This window comes from Flavivirga aquimarina (assembly GCF_030540835.1).
Classification (GTDB): Bacteria; Bacteroidota; Bacteroidia; order Flavobacteriales; family Flavobacteriaceae; genus Flavivirga; species Flavivirga aquimarina.
The window spans coordinates 152147-175820 of the sequence record NZ_JAUOEK010000184.1 but is presented as its reverse complement, the minus strand read 5'-3'; the positions used below and the strand labels follow the sequence as shown (position 1 = coordinate 175820).

The 23674-nt window shown below is 33.1% G+C and carries 24 protein-coding genes; 5 read left to right on the top strand and 19 right to left on the bottom strand.

Going from position 1 to position 23674, the window contains the following annotated elements; genetic code table 11:
• Positions 1–51 precede the first annotated feature (51 nt).
• The 14 genes from Q4Q35_RS20860 to Q4Q35_RS20795 all read right to left on the bottom strand — a co-directional run bounded on the left by Q4Q35_RS20860 (position 52) and on the right by Q4Q35_RS20795 (position 12541).
• Positions 52–474: a SufE family protein gene (locus Q4Q35_RS20860; protein ID WP_303279994.1), complete on the bottom strand. Its 423-nt coding sequence runs from the start codon at positions 472–474 to the stop codon at positions 52–54.
• Between the two features lie 118 nt (positions 475–592).
• Positions 593–1021, bottom strand: a complete 429-nt coding sequence (locus Q4Q35_RS20855) for a hypothetical protein (protein ID WP_303279993.1) — start codon at positions 1019–1021, stop codon at positions 593–595.
• A 177-nt stretch (positions 1022–1198) separates the two neighbouring features.
• Positions 1199–2413: an aminotransferase class V-fold PLP-dependent enzyme gene (locus Q4Q35_RS20850; RefSeq protein ID WP_303279992.1), complete on the bottom strand. Its 1215-nt coding sequence runs from the start codon at positions 2411–2413 to the stop codon at positions 1199–1201.
• Positions 2414–2548: 135 nt separating this feature from the next.
• Positions 2549–3862: a Fe-S cluster assembly protein SufD gene (gene sufD / locus Q4Q35_RS20845; RefSeq protein WP_303279991.1), complete on the bottom strand. Its 1314-nt coding sequence runs from the start codon at positions 3860–3862 to the stop codon at positions 2549–2551.
• A 78-nt stretch (positions 3863–3940) separates the two neighbouring features.
• Positions 3941–4693, bottom strand: a complete 753-nt coding sequence (gene sufC / locus Q4Q35_RS20840; RefSeq protein WP_303279990.1) for a Fe-S cluster assembly ATPase SufC — start codon at positions 4691–4693, stop codon at positions 3941–3943.
• Between the two features lie 76 nt (positions 4694–4769).
• Positions 4770–5192, bottom strand: a complete 423-nt coding sequence (locus Q4Q35_RS20835; protein ID WP_303279989.1) for a hypothetical protein — start codon at positions 5190–5192, stop codon at positions 4770–4772.
• Between the two features lie 71 nt (positions 5193–5263).
• Positions 5264–6712 carry a Fe-S cluster assembly protein SufB gene (gene sufB / locus Q4Q35_RS20830; RefSeq protein WP_303279988.1) on the bottom strand — a complete coding sequence of 483 codons (1449 nt, stop codon included), beginning with the start codon at positions 6710–6712 and terminating at the stop codon, positions 5264–5266.
• A gap of 34 nt (positions 6713–6746) precedes the next feature.
• The gene (locus Q4Q35_RS20825) at positions 6747–7142 is read right to left on the bottom strand and encodes a four helix bundle protein (protein ID WP_303279987.1); all 396 of its coding nucleotides are present in this window, start codon (positions 7140–7142) and stop codon (positions 6747–6749) included.
• Positions 7143–7174: 32 nt separating this feature from the next.
• A complete protein-coding gene (locus Q4Q35_RS20820; RefSeq protein ID WP_303279986.1) occupies positions 7175–7504 on the bottom strand; it encodes a HesB/IscA family protein in 330 nt (109 codons plus the stop codon).
• A 278-nt stretch (positions 7505–7782) separates the two neighbouring features.
• Positions 7783–7986, bottom strand: coding sequence for a hypothetical protein (locus Q4Q35_RS20815; RefSeq protein WP_303279985.1), 204 nt, complete (start codon positions 7984–7986; stop codon positions 7783–7785).
• Positions 7987–8085: 99 nt separating this feature from the next.
• Positions 8086–9132, bottom strand: a complete 1047-nt coding sequence (locus tag Q4Q35_RS20810) for a cytochrome-c peroxidase (protein ID WP_437439765.1) — start codon at positions 9130–9132, stop codon at positions 8086–8088.
• Between the two features lie 27 nt (positions 9133–9159).
• On the bottom strand, positions 9160–9930 hold the full coding sequence (locus Q4Q35_RS20805) for an MbnP family protein (RefSeq protein WP_303279983.1): 771 nt from the start codon (positions 9928–9930) through the stop codon (positions 9160–9162).
• A gap of 2 nt (positions 9931–9932) precedes the next feature.
• Positions 9933–11288: a hypothetical protein gene (locus tag Q4Q35_RS20800; RefSeq protein WP_303279982.1), complete on the bottom strand. Its 1356-nt coding sequence runs from the start codon at positions 11286–11288 to the stop codon at positions 9933–9935.
• A 14-nt stretch (positions 11289–11302) separates the two neighbouring features.
• Entirely contained in the window at positions 11303–12541 is a 1239-nt protein-coding gene (locus Q4Q35_RS20795; RefSeq protein ID WP_303279981.1) for a choice-of-anchor B family protein, read from the bottom strand.
• A 256-nt stretch (positions 12542–12797) separates the two neighbouring features.
• Here Q4Q35_RS20795 and thiL point away from each other — a divergent pair, with 256 nt between their 5' ends.
• Positions 12798–13844 (top strand): thiamine-phosphate kinase, encoded by a 1047-nt coding sequence (thiL, locus tag Q4Q35_RS20790; RefSeq protein WP_303279980.1) that lies wholly within the window; start codon positions 12798–12800, stop codon positions 13842–13844.
• On the opposite strand, the gene Q4Q35_RS20785 is transcribed toward thiL, so the two are convergent.
• The 4 genes from Q4Q35_RS20785 to Q4Q35_RS20770 all read right to left on the bottom strand — a co-directional run bounded on the left by Q4Q35_RS20785 (position 13834) and on the right by Q4Q35_RS20770 (position 15953).
• Entirely contained in the window at positions 13834–14103 is a 270-nt protein-coding gene (locus tag Q4Q35_RS20785) for a DUF1660 family phage protein (RefSeq protein ID WP_303279979.1), read from the bottom strand. The genes thiL and Q4Q35_RS20785 overlap by 11 nt on opposite strands.
• Positions 14104–14175: 72 nt before the next feature.
• Entirely contained in the window at positions 14176–14445 is a 270-nt protein-coding gene (locus Q4Q35_RS20780; RefSeq protein WP_303279978.1) for a DUF1660 family phage protein, read from the bottom strand.
• A 58-nt stretch (positions 14446–14503) separates the two neighbouring features.
• Positions 14504–15283, bottom strand: coding sequence for an alpha/beta fold hydrolase (locus tag Q4Q35_RS20775; RefSeq protein WP_303279977.1), 780 nt, complete (start codon positions 15281–15283; stop codon positions 14504–14506).
• 13 nt (positions 15284–15296) lie between these two features.
• Positions 15297–15953, bottom strand: a complete 657-nt coding sequence (locus tag Q4Q35_RS20770) for a hypothetical protein (protein ID WP_303279976.1) — start codon at positions 15951–15953, stop codon at positions 15297–15299.
• A 131-nt stretch (positions 15954–16084) separates the two neighbouring features.
• Here Q4Q35_RS20770 and Q4Q35_RS20765 point away from each other — a divergent pair, with 131 nt between their 5' ends.
• Positions 16085–17407 (top strand): aspartate kinase, encoded by a 1323-nt coding sequence (locus Q4Q35_RS20765; RefSeq protein ID WP_303279975.1) that lies wholly within the window; start codon positions 16085–16087, stop codon positions 17405–17407.
• Between the two features lie 62 nt (positions 17408–17469).
• Here Q4Q35_RS20765 and Q4Q35_RS20760 read toward each other — a convergent pair whose 3' ends face one another.
• Positions 17470–18762: an aminopeptidase P family protein gene (locus Q4Q35_RS20760; protein ID WP_303279974.1), complete on the bottom strand. Its 1293-nt coding sequence runs from the start codon at positions 18760–18762 to the stop codon at positions 17470–17472.
• A gap of 198 nt (positions 18763–18960) precedes the next feature.
• Here Q4Q35_RS20760 and Q4Q35_RS20755 point away from each other — a divergent pair, with 198 nt between their 5' ends.
• The 3 genes from Q4Q35_RS20755 (at position 18961) to Q4Q35_RS20745 (ending at position 23669) form a co-directional block, all read left to right on the top strand.
• Positions 18961–20808: a T9SS type A sorting domain-containing protein gene (locus Q4Q35_RS20755; protein WP_303279973.1), complete on the top strand. Its 1848-nt coding sequence runs from the start codon at positions 18961–18963 to the stop codon at positions 20806–20808.
• A 161-nt stretch (positions 20809–20969) separates the two neighbouring features.
• Positions 20970–21641, top strand: coding sequence for a succinate dehydrogenase cytochrome b subunit (locus Q4Q35_RS20750; protein ID WP_303279972.1), 672 nt, complete (start codon positions 20970–20972; stop codon positions 21639–21641).
• A gap of 15 nt (positions 21642–21656) precedes the next feature.
• A complete protein-coding gene (locus Q4Q35_RS20745; protein WP_303279971.1) occupies positions 21657–23669 on the top strand; it encodes a fumarate reductase/succinate dehydrogenase flavoprotein subunit in 2013 nt (670 codons plus the stop codon).
• Positions 23670–23674 lie beyond the last annotated feature (5 nt).

Here is a 23674-nt window from a genome sequence, read left to right as displayed (position 1 = left end):
TAGTTTAATAGTTGTTTGAGAAATAAACTGCTAAACTTATAAACGAATAAACTAATTTAATTGTGTTTGATAGGCTATAGCATACATTTTTAGTTGCTTCACCATACTTACTAAACCATTGGCTCTTGTGGGAGACAAATGTTCCTTTAAACCAATTTTATCTATAAAATCAGTATCTGCATCTATAATGTCTTTTGGATGCTGATTTGAAAAAGTACGTATTAAAATAGCAATGATGCCTTTAGTAATAATAGCATCACTATCTGCTGTAAATTCTACTTTATCGTCTTTCATTTCAGCATGTACCCAAACTTTACTTTGGCAACCTTTAATAATGTTGCTGTCTGTTTTGTATTGGTCGTTAATTAAAGGTAAATCTTTACCTAAATCAATCATATATTGGTAGCGTTCTTCCCAATCGTCAAACATTGAGAATTCATCTATAATTTCATTTTGTATGTCTTCAATAGTCACAGTTACAATTTTAATTTGTCTCCTCGAGCGCAGTCGAGAGGTTCTTTAAAAATAGATCTCGACTGCGCTCGACCTGAGCGCTTTAATCTAAAGTACAAAAATACAACAAGAAAATTTGCTATTCAATGTTTTCTGAAACAGATAGTATTTCTTTAACAAGTGCTTCTATGTCTTTTGGCGGATTTCCATGATCGAAAGGTTCCGTTTCATAAGTTGTACCGTTGTAAATAATTTTTAATCTTGCTATTGCAGCTCCATCAAAAAGACGCTTTTGTGAAGGCGCTTTTAGATTTGGTATGTTTTCTACATCTACAGGTTTAATTGCTTTTAAGAGATTATTCCAATGTTCTTCACTGCATGTTTTAGTAAGAGGAGGCATGTCTCTTTTGTCTGTAACTGCAATACTTTTTTTATTGATTTTAACATTTTTATAATTGCGTCTTGATTGTGTTGAATATTCAAAAGAAATGGCTTCTTGATTAATTTTAGATTCAGAACAGCGATTATCTGTAAACACAAGAGATAGGAATATAAAAAGGAATTTCATAAGGTGTGGTTTTATAAAAAATGTGTTTTAGTCAAAGTAAAATTAAAAAATATTTCCTCCAATATAGTTAAGAGGTTATTTGATTACCAGATTATTAAAAAAGAGGTCTCGACTGCGTTCGACCTGACATTTGAGAGCCTGTATTAGGTTACAGTATTACAAAAAAGAAACCAGAATTTAAGACAGCATCATTTTTGCTTTTTTAACCCCTTCAACTAAAGTGTCTATTTCTTCTTTGGTATTGTAAAATGAAAAAGACGCACGAACAGTTCCCGGAATACAATAAAAATCCATGATTGGTTGCGCACAATGGTGTCCTGTACGAACAGCGATTCCTAATTTATCTAAAATAGTACCAACATCGTAAGGGTGTATGTCTTCTAAATTAAAAGAAATGACCGATGTTTTGTTTTTAGAGGTTCCGTATATTTTTAGACCGTCTATAGCTAGTAATTTTTCTGTAGCATAATTTAATAGGTCGTTTTCGTAAGCTGCTATGGCATCAAATCCAATACGATTCATATAATCGATAGCTGCTCCAAATACAATGCCTCCGGCAATATTTGGTGTGCCGGCTTCAAATTTATGAGGCAAATCGGCATAAGTTGTTTTTTCAAATGTTACTTCTGCAATCATTTCACCACCGCCTTGATAGGGAGGTAGTTTATTGAGCCAATCTTCTTTCCCGTAAAGCATCCCAACACCTGTTGGACCACACATCTTATGGGCTGAAGCTACATAGAAATCGACATCTAATGCCTGAACATCTGGCTTTATATGTGGACAGGCCTGTGCGCCATCAATTAAAACGGCTGCGCCTACTTGATGTGCTTTGTCTATGATATATTTAATAGGATTAATAGTTCCTAGAGCATTTGATATATGATTTACAAAAACAAGCTTTGTATTTTTAGATAGTAAATTATCAAAATCGGTGATTACTAACTCACCTTCTTCATTCATTGGAATGACTTTAAGGCTCGCTCCTGTACGTTCGCAAAGCATTTGCCATGGCACTATATTACTATGGTGCTCTAAAGCAGAAACAATAATTTCATCGCCTTTTTTTAAGAGAGAAGAAAAGCCATTTGCCACTAAATTAATACTATCTGTGGTGCCCGATGTTAGTATAATTTCATGCGAAAATTTGGCATTAAAGTGTGCTTGTATTTTTTGGCGTGCTTGCTCGTACAAGTCAGTTGCTTCTTGGCTTAAGGTATGTACGCCTCGATGGATGTTAGCATTATAGTTCGCGTAATAATCTATAATAGCATCAATTACTTGTTGTGGTGTTTGTGACGTAGCTGCATTATCGAAATACACCAAGGATTTACCATTTACTTTACGTGAAAGAATGGGGAAGTCTTTTCTTATGTCTTGTACGTTGAACATGGTTTTTTGTTTAGCCCAGATTAAGGGATTTGTTGGAGCTCCTCGCAGAGAGTAATTGGTTTTTAAAAATTAATATTCTTAGCTCTCGTTAATGAGATTCCTCCCCGATAGCTATCGGGACGGGATTAGTAGGAACTAAAGGTCAAATCCTAAATTAACACCTAATTTGTTTGCTATAATCTTGTTGATACGTTGTTTTATTTCGGGAATTTTAACTGAACTTAATACGTTATTACTAAAAGCATACATTAATAGTGCTTTGGCTTCTTTTTCCGGAATACCACGCGATCGCATATAAAACATAGCGCTTTCGTCTAATTGTCCAATGGTACATCCATGTGAACATTTAACATCGTCTGCAAAAATTTCAAGCTGCGGTTTTGTATTTATGGTCGCTTTGTCGCTTACTAAAATATTGTTGTTAGCTTGAAATGCATTGGTTTTTTGAGCTTCTTTTTCAACAATAATTTTCCCGTTAAAAACACCTGTTGCATTTTCTCCAAAGATGCCTTTGTAATCTTGGTGACTTTCACAATTAGGTTCTATATGGTGTACTAATGTGTTGTGATCTACATGTTGTTTTTCGCCAATAATAGTAACGCCTTTTAAGATAGAATCAATACGTTCTCCTTGTTGATAGAAGTTTAAATTATTACGTATTAATTTACCGCCAAAAGCAAAAGTATGTACAGATGCCACACTCTCTTGTTTTTGTTTTATAAATGTATTGTCTATTAACGAAGCGTTTGAATTATCATTCTGAACTTTATAATAGTCTACAATAGCACGTTTATTTGCGAAAATTTCGGTAACGCTATTTGTAAGTACTGGATTGTTGGTTAAACTTTGATGACGTTCTATGATTTGTACATGTGAATTTTCACCAACCACAATTAGATTTCGTGGTTGTAACATGGTTGCAGATTCATTGCCTGTTGAAAAATGTACAATTTGAATTGGTTTTTCTACCAATTTATTTTTAGGAATATGAATATAAGCGCCCTCACTTGAAAAGGCTGTATTTAGTGATGATAAACTATCTTTAGTTGCTGCTTTGTTAAAATAGTTTTCAATTAAAATACGGTATTTAGGTTTTGTAAGTGCCGCAGACATAAGGCAAACATCTATGCCATCGTGTGTGGTTTGCGATAAGTGAGATGAATATTTACCATCTATAAATACAATTTTATAAGTATCTATATCGTAGATAAAATATTTTTTAATGTCCTTATATTCTAAGGCGTTTTCTTGTTGAGGGAATACACTATAATCTTCTTTTAGTATTTTGTTTAAAGAGGTGTATTTCCAGGCTTCTTCTTTTTTAGTTGGAAAGCCTTTTTCTTCAAATATTTTAATAGCATCATTTCTAACATCGTGTACATAAGTATCTATGTCTACTTGATTTTCAAATACTAAAAAAGATGATAATAATTTTTCTTTTAAATCCATTGTCTTGGTGTTCAACTGGTAGTGTTCATTACTCAGTCAAGCATTACTGCCAACTGCACTGTTTACTACCAACTAATTTTAAGCGTTCACTTCTTCTTTAATCCAATCGTAGCCTTTTTCTTCAAGCTCATGAGCGAGTTCTTTTGTGCCGGATTTTACAATTTTTCCATTGTATAATACGTGTACGTAATCTGGAACTATATAATCTAATAAGCGTTGGTAATGTGTAATAACGACCACAGCGTTGTCTTTGCTTTTAAGTTTGTTTACGCCATTTGCAACAATACGCAAAGCGTCTATATCAAGACCAGAATCGGTTTCATCAAGGATAGCCAGTTTTGGCTCTAACATAGCCATTTGGAAAATCTCGTTACGTTTTTTCTCTCCTCCGGAAAAACCTTCGTTTAAAGAGCGTGATAAAAATTTCCTGTCAATCTCTAAAAGCTCCGATTTTTCACGAATTAATTTAAGCATGTCTTTAGCAGGCATGTCATTTAACCCTTGAGCTTTTCTAGTTTCGTTAATGGCTGTTTTCATAAAGTTGGTAACAGAAACACCAGGGATTTCAACTGGATATTGAAACGATAAAAATACGCCTTTATGAGCACGCTCTTCGGCAGCTAATTCATCAATATTCTCACCGTTAAATTCAATATTGCCTTTTGTTACCTCATATTCTTCTTTTCCTGCAATAACAGAAGCCAGTGTACTTTTTCCAGAACCATTAGGTCCCATGATAGCATGTACTTCACCAGCTTTTACTTCAAGGTTTATGCCTTGTAAAATATTTTTATCTTCAACACTTGCGTGTAAATTGTCAATTTTTAACATACGTTTTAATTCAAAGTTTTAAATTCAAGATTTTTAAGTCTATTCTCTTTTATCTTGATTCTCTTTTCTATATCAATTAGTTTCCTAGTTTTACAACGTTATTATCTTCTTTCTTTGGTGCTGTTACATTTAAAATTTCAATAACTTCAACTTTATTGTCCCAAAGTATTTTCTCGTGTTTTTCATTAGTGATCTTTCCTCTAATTGCTACAGGAACCATGTCTGTTGGCTTCAATTTAAAAGCTTCTGCTTTTTTGTTTAGCTCTTGCATTTTATCGGTAATTAAAACACCATAAATATTTGTATGGGTTTGTAATACTGCAGCGCCATCGTAAAAAACAAAATCACCTTTTAAAAGTGTTAGACCATCATTTTGCTTCGCAGTTTTTTCCGGGCTATCTGCTGTAATAACAGTATCTTCTAAAGATTCAGATTTTGTTCCCTTTTTACAGCTTATTAATGCTGTTAAAATTATTGCTGTAAGAAATGCTTTTTTCATTTTTAAAGTAAAAGTTTTTAATTAATGAAACACTTCGACTGAACTCAGTGTTACATCTAGTAAAAATTTGTCTATCCTACTGATCCTTCTAAACTTATTTCTAATAATTTTTGAGCTTCAACTGCAAACTCCATAGGGAGTTTATTTAAAACTTCTTTACTAAATCCGTTTACAATTAAAGCAATGGCTTTTTCGGTATCGATACCACGCTGGTTGCAATAGAAAATTTGATCTTCACCAATTTTACTTGTTGTGGCTTCGTGTTCTATTTTAGCCGATTTATTTTTAGCTTCTATATAAGGAAAGGTGTGTGCACCACATTCATTTCCCATAAGTAAACTGTCACATTGCGAAAAGTTACGAGCGTTTTCTGCTCTGGAATTTATTTGAACCAACCCACGGTAACTGTTTTGTGATTTTCCTGCTGAGATTCCTTTAGAAATGATAGTCGATTTAGTATTCTTTCCTAAATGAATCATTTTAGTACCGGTATCAGCCTGTTGGTAGTTGTTTGTTACTGCGATAGAGTAAAACTCTCCAACAGAATTGTCACCTTTTAATACACATGATGGGTATTTCCATGTAACGGCAGAACCTGTTTCAACTTGCGTCCACGAGATTTTTGCATTTTTTTCGCATAAACCACGCTTGGTTACAAAGTTGTAAACGCCTCCTTTGCCTTCTGCATTTCCGGGATACCAGTTTTGTACGGTTGAGTATTTTATTTCGGCATCGTTCAGCGCAATTAACTCAACTACGGCGGCATGCAACTGATTTTCGTCTCTGCTTGGTGCTGTACAACCTTCTAGGTAACTAACGTAGCTACCTTCATCTGCTATGACTAATGTTCTTTCAAATTGACCTGTGCCTGCTTGGTTGATTCTAAAGTAAGTTGATAATTCCATGGGGCATTTAACACCTTTTGGAATATAACAAAAACTACCATCGCTAAACACAGCACTATTTAAAGCAGCATAAAAGTTGTCTTTTTGAGGAACTACGGTACCAATATATTTTTTTACAAGTTCAGGGTGCTCTTTAATGGCCTCTGAAATACTCATGAAAATAATACCTTGTTCTGCCAAGGTTTTCTTGAATGTTGTAGCTACCGAAACGGAGTCTACAACCACATCCATAGCAACACCAGCTAGTTTCTTTTGCTCATCTAATGAGATTCCTAGTTTGTCAAAAGTAGCCAGTAATTCTGGGTCTACTTCATCTATACTATCATATTTAGGTTTGCTGTTTGGTGCAGAATAATATGAAATACCTTGAAAATCTGGCTTTTTATAGTGTACGTTTGCCCATTCTGGCTCGGTCATATCTTTCCAAACACGAAAAGCTTCTAATCTCCAATCGGTCATCCATTCCGGTTCTTCTTTCTTTTTGGAAATAGCACGTACAATATCTTCATTTAAACCATTAGGAAATGTATCCGATTGTATATCGGTATAAAAACCATATTCGTATTCTTTGGTTTTTAGCTCTTCACGAAGATCATCTTCTGTATACTTACTCATATTTCGAGTTTAATATTTAAAATTCAAAGTTAAGTTAATCTACTTTGTATTTACTTCCTTTGAAATCACTTTTCTTTAAATAGTTCATAAAACCTCCAATCATTTTTCCTAAAACAATAGTTTGATCGTATAGTTTATTGAACTTTTCTTCATTTATATAGTTTCTATCTAAAACTCTATATAGTTGAGATCTAGTTTCTCCACAGGAGGCTTTCGAAATTGATAGAAACTGAATAAATTCTTTATTTCCATTTCTTTCGAACCCTTCTGCAATATTATCCATTATTGAACCGGATGAACCGTCTATCTGACTATACAGTTTATAATCTGATTTTAAATTTGTATTAACAGCAACCTTGTTAATGTCATTGCATAAAATTCTGGCAAGTTTCCAAATTTCTAAATCTTCAAATTGTTTTACGGTTGGCATAACTTTGAATTAAGAATTTTAAATTTTGAACTTTAAAGCGAAAATGATTCGCCACAACCACAAGTACGGTTAGCGTTAGGATTGTTAAATACAAAACCAGTTCCGTTTAATCCACCTGAGTATTCAAGTGTTGTTCCGATTAAGTATAAAAAGCTTTTTTTATCGACGATAATCTTAACATTATTATCTTCAAAAACCTTATCATCCTCTTTACTTTCTTTGTCAAATTTTAAATCGTAAGACAGCCCGGAACAACCACCACTTTTAACACCTACACGCACGTAGTCTGTAGTTGGGTTATAGCCATCGTCGGTCATTAATTCAATAACTTTCTTTTTAGCTGTTTCAGAGACTTTTATCATAGTGTTTTAATTAAATTTAGAAATGTACTCAAAATCATTTTATTAAGACGGTTTCTAAATAGGGTACAAATATACAATATAAGTCATGGATTACCATATAACCTAACATTATATTAGTAAATAGGTTTATAGGTTTTTCTTATAGGGGTATAAGTGTAAGAGGTTATTATACTTTACTTTTTATATTTGAAGAAACTACTCTGCTAGTGCGCGATCAATATCATCAAGTTAAGTAAATCTGTTTGTTTTGAACCTTAATAAAGATTTGTTTAAATAAGTTACATTATTTTTTTAATTTTTGGAAGAAGAAATATGCTTCGCTGTTGCTCTACTTCAATAATATCGTCGTAAGGATTTAACATGAAATATTTTTTGCAACACTTACAAACTAAGCTTGGAGTATCTGTTTTTGCTTCTTTTATGCGGAAATAATTGTGTCCATAAACTAAACAAAAAAAGTTTGAAGTTATTGCTGTTTTCATAAATTAAATAGTTTAGACAACCTGAATATAGGTAAAATAGTATAAATAATGAAGGAAAAAATCTATTTTTTTATAGGAAAAAGCGTACGTTTTTAAAAATTAAAAGTTTTTAAAATCTGAATTATTAATAAACTCATGATCCGAAAGAGTTAGTAAAAATGCTTTTAAATCTGCTTTATCCTGAGCCGAAAGTTGTACGCCTCCTTGTGCCACTTTTTTCATTAAAGGATCTATGGTTGGAGAGTTTTGTAGCCCTTCACTATAATGATTAATGACTTCGTCAAGCGTTGCAAATCTGCCATCATGCATATAAGGAGCGGTGAAAGCCAGATTTCGTAACGAAGGTGATTTAAATTTTCCATTATCGGCAGGATCTCCAGTAACTTCCCCCAGACCTAAATCTGTCACAACAGCATCTAAACCGTTATTATGAAATAAATTATCTGTCCATAATGGGTTGTTCTCACTACCATGGCAATGAAAACAATCGCCTTTTGTTTCATCCATAAACACATTAAAACCATTGAGTTCTTCGGTTGTTAAAGTACCTTCACCGATTAAATAGTTATCAAACTTAGAATTGGATGAGATTAAAGTCCGTTCGAATTGAGCGATGGCTTTTGTTACTAAAGAGGAGTCTATCGTTGATGTCCCAAAAGCCAAATTAAATAGGTTAGGATATTCTGAATGTTCTTGTAATTTTTGTGCTACCTCGATCCAAGTACTTTTCATTTCTATAGGATCTGTGACAGGTGCAAAAGCCTGATGTTCTAAACTGAAAGCACTACCGTCCCAAAAGAATTTTTCATCATAATTCCATGCCAGATTAAATAATGGCATAGCGTTACGGTTCCCTAGAATACCATCTACTCCGTCACTAAACCTGTCGACATCTGTAAAAGCATTTTCAGGAGCATGACAATCGGCACAGGCTTGTGTATTATTGGCTGATAAAATAGGATCGAAAAACAATTTTTTACCAAGCGTAATGCCTTCAACCGTTTGTGGGTTGTTTATTGGAATTACGGGGTCTAATATTTTATCTTGGAATAACTGCGGAATTTGTAATGGGCTAGGAGTAGGCACATATTGCTCTATGGTTTCATTTGAACAGGAAGCGCAAATAAAAATTAAAAGACAGCTAATATGTGTGATCCATTGTTTCAAAAAAAATTATTGATTAACAGATTTTAGACTAAATGCATTTTTTCCATTTTCAAACATCATAATTTGTGCATTAAAATTAGGCATTAGCATATTATTCAAAACATTTAAATCCCAGGTATTTGGGTTTACAAACCATTCGGCAATGTTCATTTCAATATTAAAAGTAGCATTGTTGGTAATTGTGATTTTACCTAAATCAACTTCAAAAAAAGTATCATTAAACACCAGTGTTGCACCGGAATTATCTACCGCTTTAATGGCGTGATATGCATAACCCGTTTCGGTTGTTGTATTATCAACAAACTTGCCTTCTAATTGCATAAAATGATAACCGCCTCCTAATATAGTCGGAACATTCCAGGATGTCGAGTTTAAATCTTGATAGATTCCATCAATATTATCATCATTATTAAACCCAAAAGTAAAACTTACGCTACTATAAGTTCCAGTTGGTATTGTAGAAAGAGGTGTGAAAGAAAGGTTTGTGTTATTAGTAACATCGACTAGATTATAACCATCAAGTGTGATTATTTCGCCATTTTCTTTTTGACATGTTATGTTAGAAATAAGGTATCTTAATTTTGTAATACTTAACTGTTCTCCGTTGGCATTGGTATATTGAATGGTATTAAAGTTAGTATTTGTAATTGGTGACGCATCCCAATTATGACTAAAATTAAATGTTACATTTGCTTGAGAAACGATGTCGTCGTTATCTGTACCACAAGATAATAATGTGATTAAACTAAAAATGAATATGGGGACTATTCTTTGCATTTTTATTTTATTTTAAAGATTAATAAATCAGAGAATCCTTTATTTTCAGGAATGTCGATGTTCGAACTATTGGATTCTCCAACAACAATAACTGTTTCGTCACTTAGTTCTATAACATCATAGGCTAAATCGATGTCTGAACCTCCAACGGTTTTTTGCCATTCTATATTAGCATTAGCATCTATTTTAAACACCCAAGCGTCATTTTGTCCTTGGTTAATGGAGATATCACTGTCAGCACTTCTCGAGTTTCCGGAAATTATAAAACCATTGTCTTGGGTTTTTATAATAGCATGTGATGAATCAAAACTAGATCCACCGAAAGTTTTCTCCCAAATAAGTTCACCAACAGGAGATATTTTAATAACCCAACAATCGGCTGCGCCTTTATTATTTGAAACGTCCATATTGCTACTTCTGGTATCTCCAACAATAATGTAATTACCATCTGATGATTTGACAATGGCTCTGGCCTCATCGGTTTCTGAACCTCCAAAAGATTTTTCCCAAACTAAATTTCCGGTATCAGATATTTTAATGACCCAAAAATCATATGATCCTTTGTTTCCTTTTATATCTACATCTTCGCTATCTGATGACCCTACAATGATATAACCGTTATCTTCTGTTTGAAGAGCATCGTAAGGGGTATCTGTGAAAGTGCCTCCAAAAAACCTAGTCCATTCGTTTTCTCCTAAAGCATTGAGTTTAATAACCCAATAATCACCTCCAGCATGTCTTTTTGACGACAAAGATTTGCTATTTCCTTCACCGTTTGAAGCCGATACATCTAGAACACCAGTTAAAAGATAGCCATTATCGTTGGTTTGAATTATAGATATACCTTTATCTGCTCCAGAAAAACCAAAAGACTTCTCCCAGGAAATGGTACCGGAACTGTCTAGCTTAGAAATCCAAAAATCGTTAAAACCATTATTTTCGGTAACATCACCATCATTACTTTGACTATAACCTAAAATGGCAAAGCCACCGTCTGATGTCTGAATGACATCACTACCGCGATCATCATCACTACCTCCATATGTTTTTTGCCATTGTAGTGCGTTATTTTGGTCGTATTTTAATAACCAGTAATCAAAAGATTCATTTTGTTTATTTAATACATCTCCATCTGCACTCTGTACATATCCTAAGATAAGATAGCCACCATCTGAAGTTTTAATAATGGATTGAGCACTTTCATTTTTTGTACCGCCAATAGTTTTTACAAACGCTATTTCTTTATTTAAATTATCTGTTGTTTTAGGTGTGTCATCATTTTTAGAGCAATTAAAAAGAAATGATGCAATAAAAATAAGAGGTAATACAAACGTGTATCTTTTAAATGTATAGGGCATAATAGATAATATAATTATGTACCACTTTTTCTTATAACAAATAATCCTCTATTAATATCGCTGATAATAATATTTCCACTTGGTAAGTAAGGGTATACATTCCAAGCACCATCGAATGCTGTTCCATCGTTTTCAGGATATGTATCAAAAAAACCAGTTTCGGTGAAGATGCTATTTTCAATTTCAGATATATCTAATATTCTTACTCCAGCTGTATAACTAGCTTGATAGAAAATATTTCCTTTAACATAACCATTGTGATCAATAGCAGAGGATGGCCCAAAATAGCTGAAGTGAAATGCAGGATTATCTAAATCTGAAAAATCAAAAACAATTGTACGTGTATTGAGTCCAATATCTGTTTCGTCTGTTTCGTCTCCCAAAATAAAATAATTCAGATCTTCTGTAAACCAACCTTGATGGGTATAACCTACATTACTGTAGCTAATGGTTGAAATGGAAACCGGATTTGCTTTATCTGTTATATCTGCAATAACTACTTCATTTTCATTACTACCAATTAATATTTCGCGATCTGTATAATCTGTATCTGGTCCATTATAAGTTACAACTTGGGCATCATGAGAATAACCTCCTTCACTAAACCCCTGTTCTGATACTGGTGATGTTGGATTTTGAATGTTTATAAATATGGGGCCTCCAGAGAATTGTGTTCTGGCTCCAACAATATAAGCGTAGCCACTATCACCATTTATTACTATGTTATGTGCACTTCCAAACTCAGTAAAATGAGCATCTGGAGTAAATGTTTCTGGTGGATTAGTAACATCTCTTAAACGTGTTAAATCGAATACTTGCATGCCATGATTTCCGGCATTATCTGCTACAATAAAAGCATGGTTTTCATAAACTTTTACATCGCGCCAGGGACTACTCGTAGTTGCAGTTGGAACATTTCCTAAATATATAGGGTTACTGGTATCTGAAATATCAATAAAAGACACATTAACATCAGTAGCTATTAATGCGTATTCTTTTTTTGTAGTAGAATCTACCCAACCCCAGGAATCATTTCCTGCGGTAGCTCCAAAAGTACTTAGTGGTATTTGTACCATTAAATCGTAGTTGTTACAGGGGTAAATATCGGCTAAACCATTTTCACAAGGTGCTAAAATATTTGTTCTAAATATAGGTTCATTATTATCTCTATCGCAAGATTGAGCAAATAAAAATAATAAACAGCCTAATACAAATGGTTTAGTAAAACGAATACTCTTTTTTAAGTCGTTCATGTTAGCAATTTTTTAATTTATTCTTTTTCAAAGTGTAGAATTCTATTCGATTGAAACGAATTTTACAATAAACATATTGTTTATATATGTTCATGTAAAATAACAAAATTAGCTTAATAAAAATCAAAAGGCACCTGCTTTTATCAATTTTTATGCTTAAACGAAACGATGGTCTATATCATTTTGAGGTTAGCTTCATGTTATTTAATATTAAAAGTTTATTCATTTATATATTTAAGCTTCTTATTTTTGCGCTATGATAGAAGATAAAAATCAACAGAGGACTCAATTAAGTGATTTGGGGGAATTTGGACTTATAGATCACTTAACTAAGAATTTTGAAATAAAACATAAGTCGACTGTTAAAGGTATTGGTGACGATGCTGCTGTTTTGGGTTTTAAGAACAAGAACATAGTTATTACAACCGATTTACTTGTGGAAGGGGTGCATTTCGATTTAAGTTATATGCCATTAAAGCATTTGGGGTATAAATCGGTTATTGTTAATTTATCTGATGTATATGCGATGAACGCTGAAGCAACCCAAATTACGGTTTCTATAGCGGTGTCAAATAGATTTCCGTTGGAAGCTCTCGAAGATTTATATGTTGGTATAGAAACTGCTGCAAAGATTTACAATATTGATGTTGTTGGTGGCGATACGACGTCTTCTACAACAGGATTGTTGATTTCTGTAACGGCTATTGGAGAAGTTAAAAGTAATAATGAGGTGTATAGGGATGGAGCCAAACCAAATGATTTATTAGTTGTTACCGGAGATTTGGGAGCAGCTTATATGGGGTTGCAAGTCCTTGAACGCGAAAAGGAAGTATATAAAGTAAACCCTAATAGTCAGCCGGATTTAAGTCCCTATTCTTATATTATAGAGCGTCAATTAAAACCAGAAGCACGAAAAGATATTATTAAATTATTGAAAGATTTGGAGGTAAAACCATCTTCAATGATTGATATAAGCGATGGTTTATCTTCAGAAATTATACATTTATGTAAACAGAGTAAGGTTGGGTGTGATGTATATGAAGAAAAAATTCCGTTAGATCCTCAGGTAATTTCAACATGCGAAGAGTTTAATATTGATAGTACTACAGTCGCTTTAAATGGGGGAGAAGATTACGAACTGCTATTTACAATGTCTCAAGACGATTATTCTAAAATAAAGGCAAACCCTAATTTAACCGTTATTGGTTATATGAAAGTAGCGCAAGTAGGCATACATTTAGTAACTAGAGCAGATACTAAAATACCGATTAAAGCACAAGGTTGGAAAAATTTTAATGTTTAAATACTAATAGATTTGATGTATCTATAGTCGATGTACTTGATTGTTGTTTGATAGAGGATTTCATATGTCGTTTCATATGAATATGTTCTAAGACATCATTTATTTCTTTAAAATTAGGTGTAAGTTCTGTTAAATGACCATTTCCGTTGATTGTGAGTTCTTTTTTGCAGTTTTTACAAGTGTACTCTTTTACATGGTATGTGACATTTCTAGTTACCCGGAAATCATGTCCAAATAACTTACAGTGAATGTTTTTCATTTAGTGCTATTAGATTAATTAGTTAGAGCCTATTAAATTATTAAAAAACAATCAAATATATTTAACTACATGTTAGTAAATCGACGAAGCGATTGTTTTCTTCTTTGAACGTTCCATTCTTGAGATATGTATGCGTTCTAATATGGCATTTATCTCCTTAAATTTAGGAGTAAGTTCAATTAAATTACCGTTGCTATTTGTTGTTAACTGTTTTTTGCAATGAGAACATGTGTATTCCTTTACATGGTATGTAACTTTTTTGGTTACTCGATAATGATGTCCAAAAAGATTGCAATAAATTTTAGGGATAAAAGGGGGTGTGTTGGTAGTAGGTTTATTCATGTTACAAAATTTAAGAGCAATAAATCTAAAACAAAAAAAACAATAAAACGACAAAGTGCTATATATTTTCGATGAAATACATTATTTCGTGTGAAAAATCGCTTTCATTTTCAATGTGACTCATATGTCCATCAGGAAACTCAACCACGTTTACGTTTGTATTTTTTGTTTGAGAAATTAAAGCATCGTAATTTAGAACTGGATCTTTTCTACTAATAATGAGCATTTTTTTAAAAGGTGTAAAATGAAGAAGGGCCTCTCTATCTTCTCTAACTTTCATGCCTTCAAGAGAAGCTACTATACCTTGTAAAGGCATTTTTATAGCTTCTTTTTTTAGCTGATTTATTTTTTCTGAAAAAAGAATTCTATTCTTTGGTCTAAATAAATTAGAGATAGCCATATTAATAAATATTTTATGGTTTTTCTTAACGGCTACTATGGCTCGGTCTCTATTTTTTTTCTTTTCAGCTGTGTCTGCTCTTGCGGTGGAATTCATAAGGCACAGACCTTTCAATGCGTTAGGGTTTTTTTCTGCGAAAGCGAGTGCTACATAACCACCCATGGAGTGTCCGATAAAAGTGGAACGACGAATTTTTAAATGCTTTAAAACTGCATGAACCACTTCTGCCATAAGTTCCATTGTGTGTATATAACCCAGACATTCGGTTTTTCCATGGCCTAATAAATCGATACAAATAACTCTGTTTTTTTTTGATAATGTTGGAATAAAAGTATCCCACATAGAAGCGTTTTCTAAAAACCCGTGGAGTAAGACAATAGCATTGCCTTTGCCTTTATCGGTATAAAAAACATTAATGCCTTTGTATTGTAAATTCATTAAATACGAAACACTAGGATTTTACTCTTTTAATAGCAGCAAAGGCTTTGTCTACATATACATCTTCTACTAAAATTGTAAATTCGTTTGTGGTAGAAATTACTTCGTAAAGAACAATACCTTCCCAAGCTAGACGCTTAAAAAAATGATAATATAAACCTGCAATTTTAGAGTTGTCTTGAGGTAGGTTTATACTAATTGCAGATAACCCATCTTGGACTGCTAAAAAAGATTCGTTTTTTAATTGGTTAACAATAAAATCTTTTAGGCTGCTGGAAATTATGATATTACTTTCATGAATGCCTCTGGTAAATGTGTAAAATAATTTCGATTCTTGATTTATTCGATCTAGAATTTTGGAATGATTATCAATAATCGTTTCAGAATTTTTAACGGTAAAATCTGTTAGATTTGAGCGCACAGTTATATCTCCTAAATTTTGAATAACCCGTTTCATTTTTATTGAATTGGTTAACGTGACAGGTGGATTGTATCGCCTTAAAGCCATCATAATAGCCCCCGGTTTTACATCCTTCTTAAGCATTTTGCTAATAGGTTCTGTTAACTCAAGAGCTAAGGCGCTAAAGTTTATGATGTTTCTAGATAAAGCCTCTTCTAAATAAGGTTGCGTTATCAAAATATCTTCAACACAGTTAGATACGGTTTTCATGTGCTTATATCTATTTGTTACGAGTGATCTCGTGTTAATTATTTAACAATATGTGCAAAAATAATCTTTTTTTTAAATAAATAATAGGTATTAGGCTAAGGAGTTTTAGATTTACATATAAATTAGAGTAAATGAAAGTATTGAAGTTTGGTGGAACATCGGTTGGTTCTATAGAAAATATACACAACGTTAAAGATATTATTAACGACGGAGAAAAGAAGGTTGTTGTGCTTTCTGCTATGTCTGGTACTACAAACCAGTTAGTGGCTATTGCGAACGATATTGCAGACAGGGAGCCAAACGAAGCTATTGATAAAATTAATAAACTGCATGAAACTTACTCTGTTACTATAGATAAACTTCTAATTAATAAAGATTTAAATAAAGAAGTTAAAGATTATGTTTCCAGCATTTTTAATTTTTTAGTTACATGCACTTATAAAGCGTTTTCTATAAGTTTAGAAAATAATATTCTTGCGCAGGGAGAGTTGCTTTCTACCTATATGTTTAACTGTTTTTTACAGCAGGAAGGTATAAGTTCTACCTTATTACCCGCTTTAAGTTTTATGCGTATTGACGAAGATAAAGAGCCGCATATAAATTATATAAAACAAAACTTTCAGGTAGCTTTAAATGCTGCAGAGAATTCAGAAATATATATAACCCAAGGGTTTATTTGCTTAGATGCTAACAATGAAGTTTCAAATTTACAACGTGGAGGTAGTGATTATACTGCAACTATTATTGGAGCAGCTATGAAAGCTGAGGAAGTTCAAATTTGGACAGATATTGACGGAATGCATAACAACGACCCTAGATATGTCGAAAATACTAAGCCGATTTCTAACTTATCATTTGATGAAGCCGCAGAATTAGCTTATTTCGGTGCTAAAATATTACATCCACAAACAGTTACACCGGTTAGGGCAGATAATATTCCAGTACGTTTAAAAAATACGATGAATCCTGATGCTCATGGAACATTAATCTCAAATATTACTTCAGAAAATGGTATTAAAGCCATAGCTGCCAAAGATAATATTACAGCTATAAAAATTAAATCTGCTAGAATGTTGCAGACACATGGTTTCTTAAAAAAAGTATTTGAAATTTTTGAAACTTATGCTACACCTATTGATATGATTACGACATCGGAGGTTGCTGTTTCTTTAACGATTGATGATGATAGGAATTTAGACAATATTATTGAAGAATTGGATGAAATAGCGACCATAGAAGTTGATCAAAATCAAAGTATCATTTGTTTAGTAGGTCACTCTGTTGTTAATCATCAAGATACTTATAAGTTATTTCAAATATTACAAGATGTAAAAATTAGAATGATCTCTTATGGCGGAAGCAAAAATAATATTTCGCTGTTAGTTGATACAAAAGATAAAATTAATTCGCTACAAAAACTAAATGATTATTTATTTGAATTAGTCACTCTATAAATTACAATATTTTAGTATTGCTAGCAAAAGGGTCGTTTTTAAACGACCCTTTCTTCTTTATTTTATGAATTCATAATGTCTTCTATCTCATCTGCTTCAATAGGGATATGTCTCATTAAATTAAATGGCTCTCCATGTTCTTGAATAACTACATCGTCCTCTAAACGTATGCCAAAACCTTCTTCTGGAATATAAATACCGGGTTCTACCGTAAATACCATATTGGTTTGCATAGGTTCTGTTAAAATGCCATAGTCATGAGTGTCTAATCCCATATGGTGGCTCGTGCCATGCATAAAATATTTTTTGTAAGCTGGCCATTCGGGGTTTTCGTTTTGTACATCGGCTTTATCTATAAGTCCTAAACCTAATAATTCATGGGTCATTATTTTGCCAACTTCTTCATGATAATCTGCCCAAACCGTTCCGGGAGTTAACATTTTTGTAGCTTCATTTTTCACTCTATTTACAGCATTGTAAACGTTTTTTTGTCTTGGAGTAAATTTTCCCGAAACAGGGACACTACGTGTCATGTCACTAGAATAATTGGCATATTCTGCACCTACATCCATCAATATTAAGTCGCCCGCTTTACATTGCTGATTGTTTTCTATATAATGCAATACATTCGCATTATTTCCTGAGGCAACAATTGGGGTGTAAGCAAATTTCTTAGAGCGATTTCTCAAAAATTCATGCATAAACTCAGCTTCAATTTCATATTCCCAAATACCGGGTTTAACAAAATTTAAAATACGTCTAAATCCTTTTTCGGTAATATTACAGGCCTGTTGAATTAGATCTATTTCAATGGGGTCTTTTACAGAGCGAAGCTTTTGTAAAATAGGATTGCTTTTTGCAACAGCATGCGCCGGGTATTTTTCTTTTAACCATTTTGTAAAACGGTCTTCCCGGGTTTCGGTTTCTACATTGGCTCTATAATGCTCGTTGGTATTTATATAAATAGTATCACACTGTGTCATAATTTCAAACATGATTTTCTCCATGTCTTGTAGCCAATAAACAGTTTTAATACCACTAGTTTCGAAAGCTTTTTCTTTAGTTAGTTTTTCGCCTTCCCAAATAGCAATATGCTCATTGGTTTCTTTTAAAAATAATATTTCACGATGTTTTTCTTTTGGACAATCTGGAAATAACATCAAAATACTTTCTTCCTGATCCACACCACTTAGATAGAAGATGTCTCTGTGTTGTTCAAAAGGCATGGTGCTATCAGCACTTATAGGATAGATGTCATTTGAGTTAAAAACAGCCAAACTATTAGGTTTCATGTTAGAAGTAAAGTTTTTTCTGTTTTTTATAAAGAGTTTGTTATTTATAGGAAGGTATTTCATTGTAAGAAAATATTTTAAGTCTTTGTTGTTAGATGTAACAAAACTAACGAAATCTTATGTTATAATTATAATTTGTTATATTTGATAGAATTGCTGGCTTAACATGGTTTTTACATAAGTGTATTTCTCATTAATAAATTATAGTCTAAAGATTGTGTTATAGTGTATATAGTTTAAGGCTCCCACAAAATTACTTGTATGAAAAGAAATGTATTTATAATCATTATAGTTTTAATGCTGTTTAATTCTGAGCTTTTGTTGTCTCAAACAATGCTAAGAGAAATACCTTTGAAACAGCAAATTGAAAATTCCAGTTTAGTAGTAGAAGGGAAGGTTATCTCGAAAAAGGCATTCAGAGGTATAGATAATAATATCTACACATCTAATACAATTGAAATATATAAAGTTTTTAAAGGAGAGCCAGTATCTAGTGTTGAAGTAATAACAAAAGGAGGTACAATTGGATTAAACTATCAAATAGTAACACATAGTTTAAAATTAAATGTTGATGATCTAGGAATGTTTACCTTATTTGATAATAATATTTCTGTTTCAAAAGAAAACAAAACTGCTAGTAAATATTTTAGTGTATATAGTTCTTTACAAGGTTTTTATAAATATAATCTATATGATGATATTGCCGTAAATTTTTTCAATAATAAAAAAGGGATTACCAATACATTTTATCAAGAAATAATTAAACATACAAAATCAGACTATAAAGAGATAACTTCTTTTGATGTAAAAAGTGTAAGTAAAAAATTGAGTCAAAAGAAGAGTGTTTTAATACCAACTGCTATATCTTTTTCTCCAACAACTGTTTCAGCTGGAACAAAATCTACTATAACCATTACTATCCCTGGAGGAGCTTCTGGTGATTTTGGTAGTACTCAAGGTAAAGTTAGTTTTAGAAATGCCGATTCTGGAGGTGAAGATATGGGGTCTCCTGATTATATAGATGCTTTAGACACACAAGTAACTAATTGGACTTCTACCTCTATTACGGTTGAAGTTCCTTCTGAAGCAGGAACTGGAAATATTCGAGTAACTGATGCAAATTCAAATATTATTGATTCTTCCACAGACCTAACAGTTACATCTTCTGAACTTAATGGGATATTTGAGTTAACCATAGCTGGAGAAACAAACAACTATGCATACCCTACTAGACATGTTGATAACGATGGAAGTGGAGGTTATATTTGGCAAATGGAAACAAGTTTTGATGCTGACATTGAAGAATCAGGCGCTAAAGCTGCCTTTTTATCTGCTTTAGAAACGTGGCGTTGTGAGACAGGTGTAAACTTTACTATAGGAGATGTTACTCCTGTAGATGTAGCAGATTTAGATGAAACAAATGTTATTAGGTTTGACAATGGGTCTGAATTACCTGCTGGAACACTTGGGCAAACCTCGTATTCTTTTTCGGGATGTGGAACCTCTTTGGCTAATTTTCAATCTTACCCCACAGAAATAGATATAGTGTTTGATGACGGAGAGACTTGGTATTATGGCAGTGGTTTTCCAGGTGCGGCGTTTGATTTTGAGAGTGTAGCGCTTCACGAATTAGGTCATGCACACCAATTAGGTCATGTTATTGATACAGATAATGATGTAATGCATTTTAATATTGGTCCGTCTGAACAGCTTAGGGTTTTATCTGCAAATAATATTATTGCAGCAAATAATGTGCAAAGTAGAAGTGAATCTAGTGTTCCTGGCCCTGCTGGCTTTTCATGTTTTTCTGGAAAGTCGTCTATGTCAACATATAACTGTGGATTAAGTGTAGATGAAGATGAATTAGAAAGTGCAATTACTATATTTCCTAATCCAGCAAAAGAACAATTCTTCATTAAAAATGCATCGTTTATAAACTTAGAAAAAGCTGCCATTTATGATGTTAGCGGAAGGCTTATTTCTGAATACGATACTTCTAACACCTCAAGGACAAAGGTTATTAGTTTAGCGGGGATCTCTAATGGCATTTATTTTGTAAACATTCATTCTGAAAATGCGATGATTACTAAAAAAATAGTTATAAAGTAAACATGACTTGTTTTTTGAGAAAATACTTAAAAACAATTTTCAAAAACTAAGTATTACTACTTAACTTATAATTATTCTAAATTAGAATTTAAGGCAATAACTTTTTGCCTATGAATTTAATGTAAATTATCTTTACACTCTATATCTAAATTAAATAAATAATGAGTGGATTTTTTAAATCTTCGATAGGAAGAAAGGTGGCTATGGCACTTTCTGCTCTCTTCCTCATGTTTTTCTTAATAATACATTTAGCAGTAAATATCACATCTTTGTTCAGTGAAGATATTTTTAACGAGCTATCCCATTTTATGGGAACAAATCCTTTAGTTCAATTTGCATTACAGCCAGTTTTAATATTCGGTGTTGTATTCCATTTTGTAATGGGATTTGTATTAGAACTTAAGAATAAGAAAGCGAAAGGCGTTGCATACGCTAAAAACAATGGTGCTGCAAACTCTACTTGGATGAGCAGAAATATGATTTATAGTGGGCTGGTTATATTAGCCTTTATTGTACTTCATTTTATAGATTTCTGGTTTCCGGAAATAAATACTAAATATATTCAGGGAGATATGTCTGGGATGCACGATGGTGGTTTTAGATACTTTCATGAATTAGTAGAGAAGTTCCATAATCCTTTGAGAGTGGGAGCATATGTTGTAGCATTTGTTTTATTGGGGCTGCACTTAGCACATGGTTTCACTTCTGCATTTCAATCTATGGGTGTGACCGCAGGTCGCAAAAAGAAGATGCAAACTTTTGGAAAATTATATTCTATTATTATTCCATTAGGGTTTATAATTATTGCACTTGTTCATCATTTTAACCATTAATCTTAAAGAATTAATATGGCTTTAGATTCAAAAGTACCAAAAGGTCCAATTAAAGATAAATGGACAGATTATAAAAATCATATCGATTTAGTAAACCCTGCAAACAAACGTCATATAGATATTATTGTAGTAGGTACAGGTTTAGCAGGTGGCTCTGCCGCAGCAACCTTAGCAGAGTTAGGATATAATGTAAAAGCATTTGCTTATCAGGACTCTCCACGTCGTGCACACTCAATTGCAGCGCAAGGAGGTATTAATGCTGCAAAAAACTATCAAGGTGATGGCGATTCAACATATAGATTATTTTACGATACTGTAAAAGGTGGTGATTACCGTTCTAGAGAAGCAAATGTGTATCGTTTAGCAGAAGTGTCTGCAAATATAATTGACCAATGTGTCGCACAAGGCGTTCCTTTTGCACGTGACTATGGTGGGCTATTAGATAACCGTTCGTTTGGTGGTGTGTTGGTGTCAAGAACATTTTATGCTAAAGGGCAAACAGGTCAGCAATTGTTATTAGGAGCGTATTCTGCAATGAATAGACAAATTGCTCGTGGTAAAATAGAGATGTTTAACCGTCACGAAATGCTTGATGTTGTAAAAGTAGATGGTAAGGCCAGAGGAATCATTGCTCGTAATTTAATAACCGGTGAGATTGAAAGACATTCGGCACATGCAGTAGTTGTTGCATCCGGAGGATACGGAAATGTATATTTCTTGTCAACCAACGCTATGGGAAGTAATGCTACGGCTGCTTGGAAAATTCATAAAAAAGGCGCATATTTTGCAAACCCTTGTTACACACAAATTCACCCAACATGTATTCCGCGATCTGGAGATTATCAATCCAAATTAACATTGATGTCTGAATCTTTGCGTAACGATGGACGTATTTGGGTTCCTAAAAATATGGACGATGTTATGGCAATTAGAGAGGGGCGTAAGAAACCAACCGATTTGTCTGAAGAAGAAAGAGATTATTACTTAGAAAGACGTTACCCAGCCTTTGGAAACTTAGTGCCTCGTGATGTGGCATCTAGAGCAGCAAAAGAACGTTGTGATGAGGGTTATGGTGTTAATGCTACTGGTGAAGCGGTCTATTTAGATTTTAAATCTGCTATTACGCGTTATGGAAAAGAACAAGCTAAGATTCATAATATAACAAACCCTTCCGAAGAAAAAGTATACGAACTAGGTCAAGCGATTGTGGAAGCCAAATATGGAAACCTATTCCAAATGTATGAGAAAATTGTTGATGAGAATCCATACAAAACACCTATGATGATTTATCCAGCAACTCACTATACAATGGGAGGTGTTTGGGTTGATTATAATTTAATGACTACCATTCCGGGTTGTTATTGTATAGGTGAAGCGAATTTCTCAGACCATGGAGCAAACAGACTGGGTGCTTCTGCTTTAATGCAAGGGTTAGCTGATGGTTATTTTGTATTACCATATACTATTGGTGATTATTTATCAGATGATATTCGTACAGGAAAAATACCAACAGATACTAAGGAATTTGATGAAGCTGAAAAAGAAGTAAAGGATCGCGTCGATTTCTTTATCAATAATAAAGGAACAAAATCTGTAGATTATTTCCACAAACGACTTGGGAAAGTAATGTGGGATAAAGTAGGAATGGCGCGTAATGAAAAAGGTTTAAAAGAAGCTATGGCGGAAATAAAAGCCATTCGTGAAGAATTCTGGAAAGAAGTAAAAGTTCCTGGAAATGCAAATGAAATGAATCCAGAACTCGAAAAAGCAGGTCGTGTAGCCGACTTTTTAGAATTAGGTGAGCTATTTGCTAAAGATGCTTTAGTAAGAGAAGAATCTTGCGGAGGTCATTTTAGAGAAGAGTCTGTAGAATTAGACGGCGAGCAAAAGGGAGAAGCAAAACGTAATGATAAAGATTTTGCCTTTGTTTCTGCTTGGGAATATAAAGGAGAGCCTGCAGATGCCGTTTTACATAAGGAAGAATTAGAATTTAAAGATATTGAATTGAAGCAGAGATCTTATAAATAGTTATT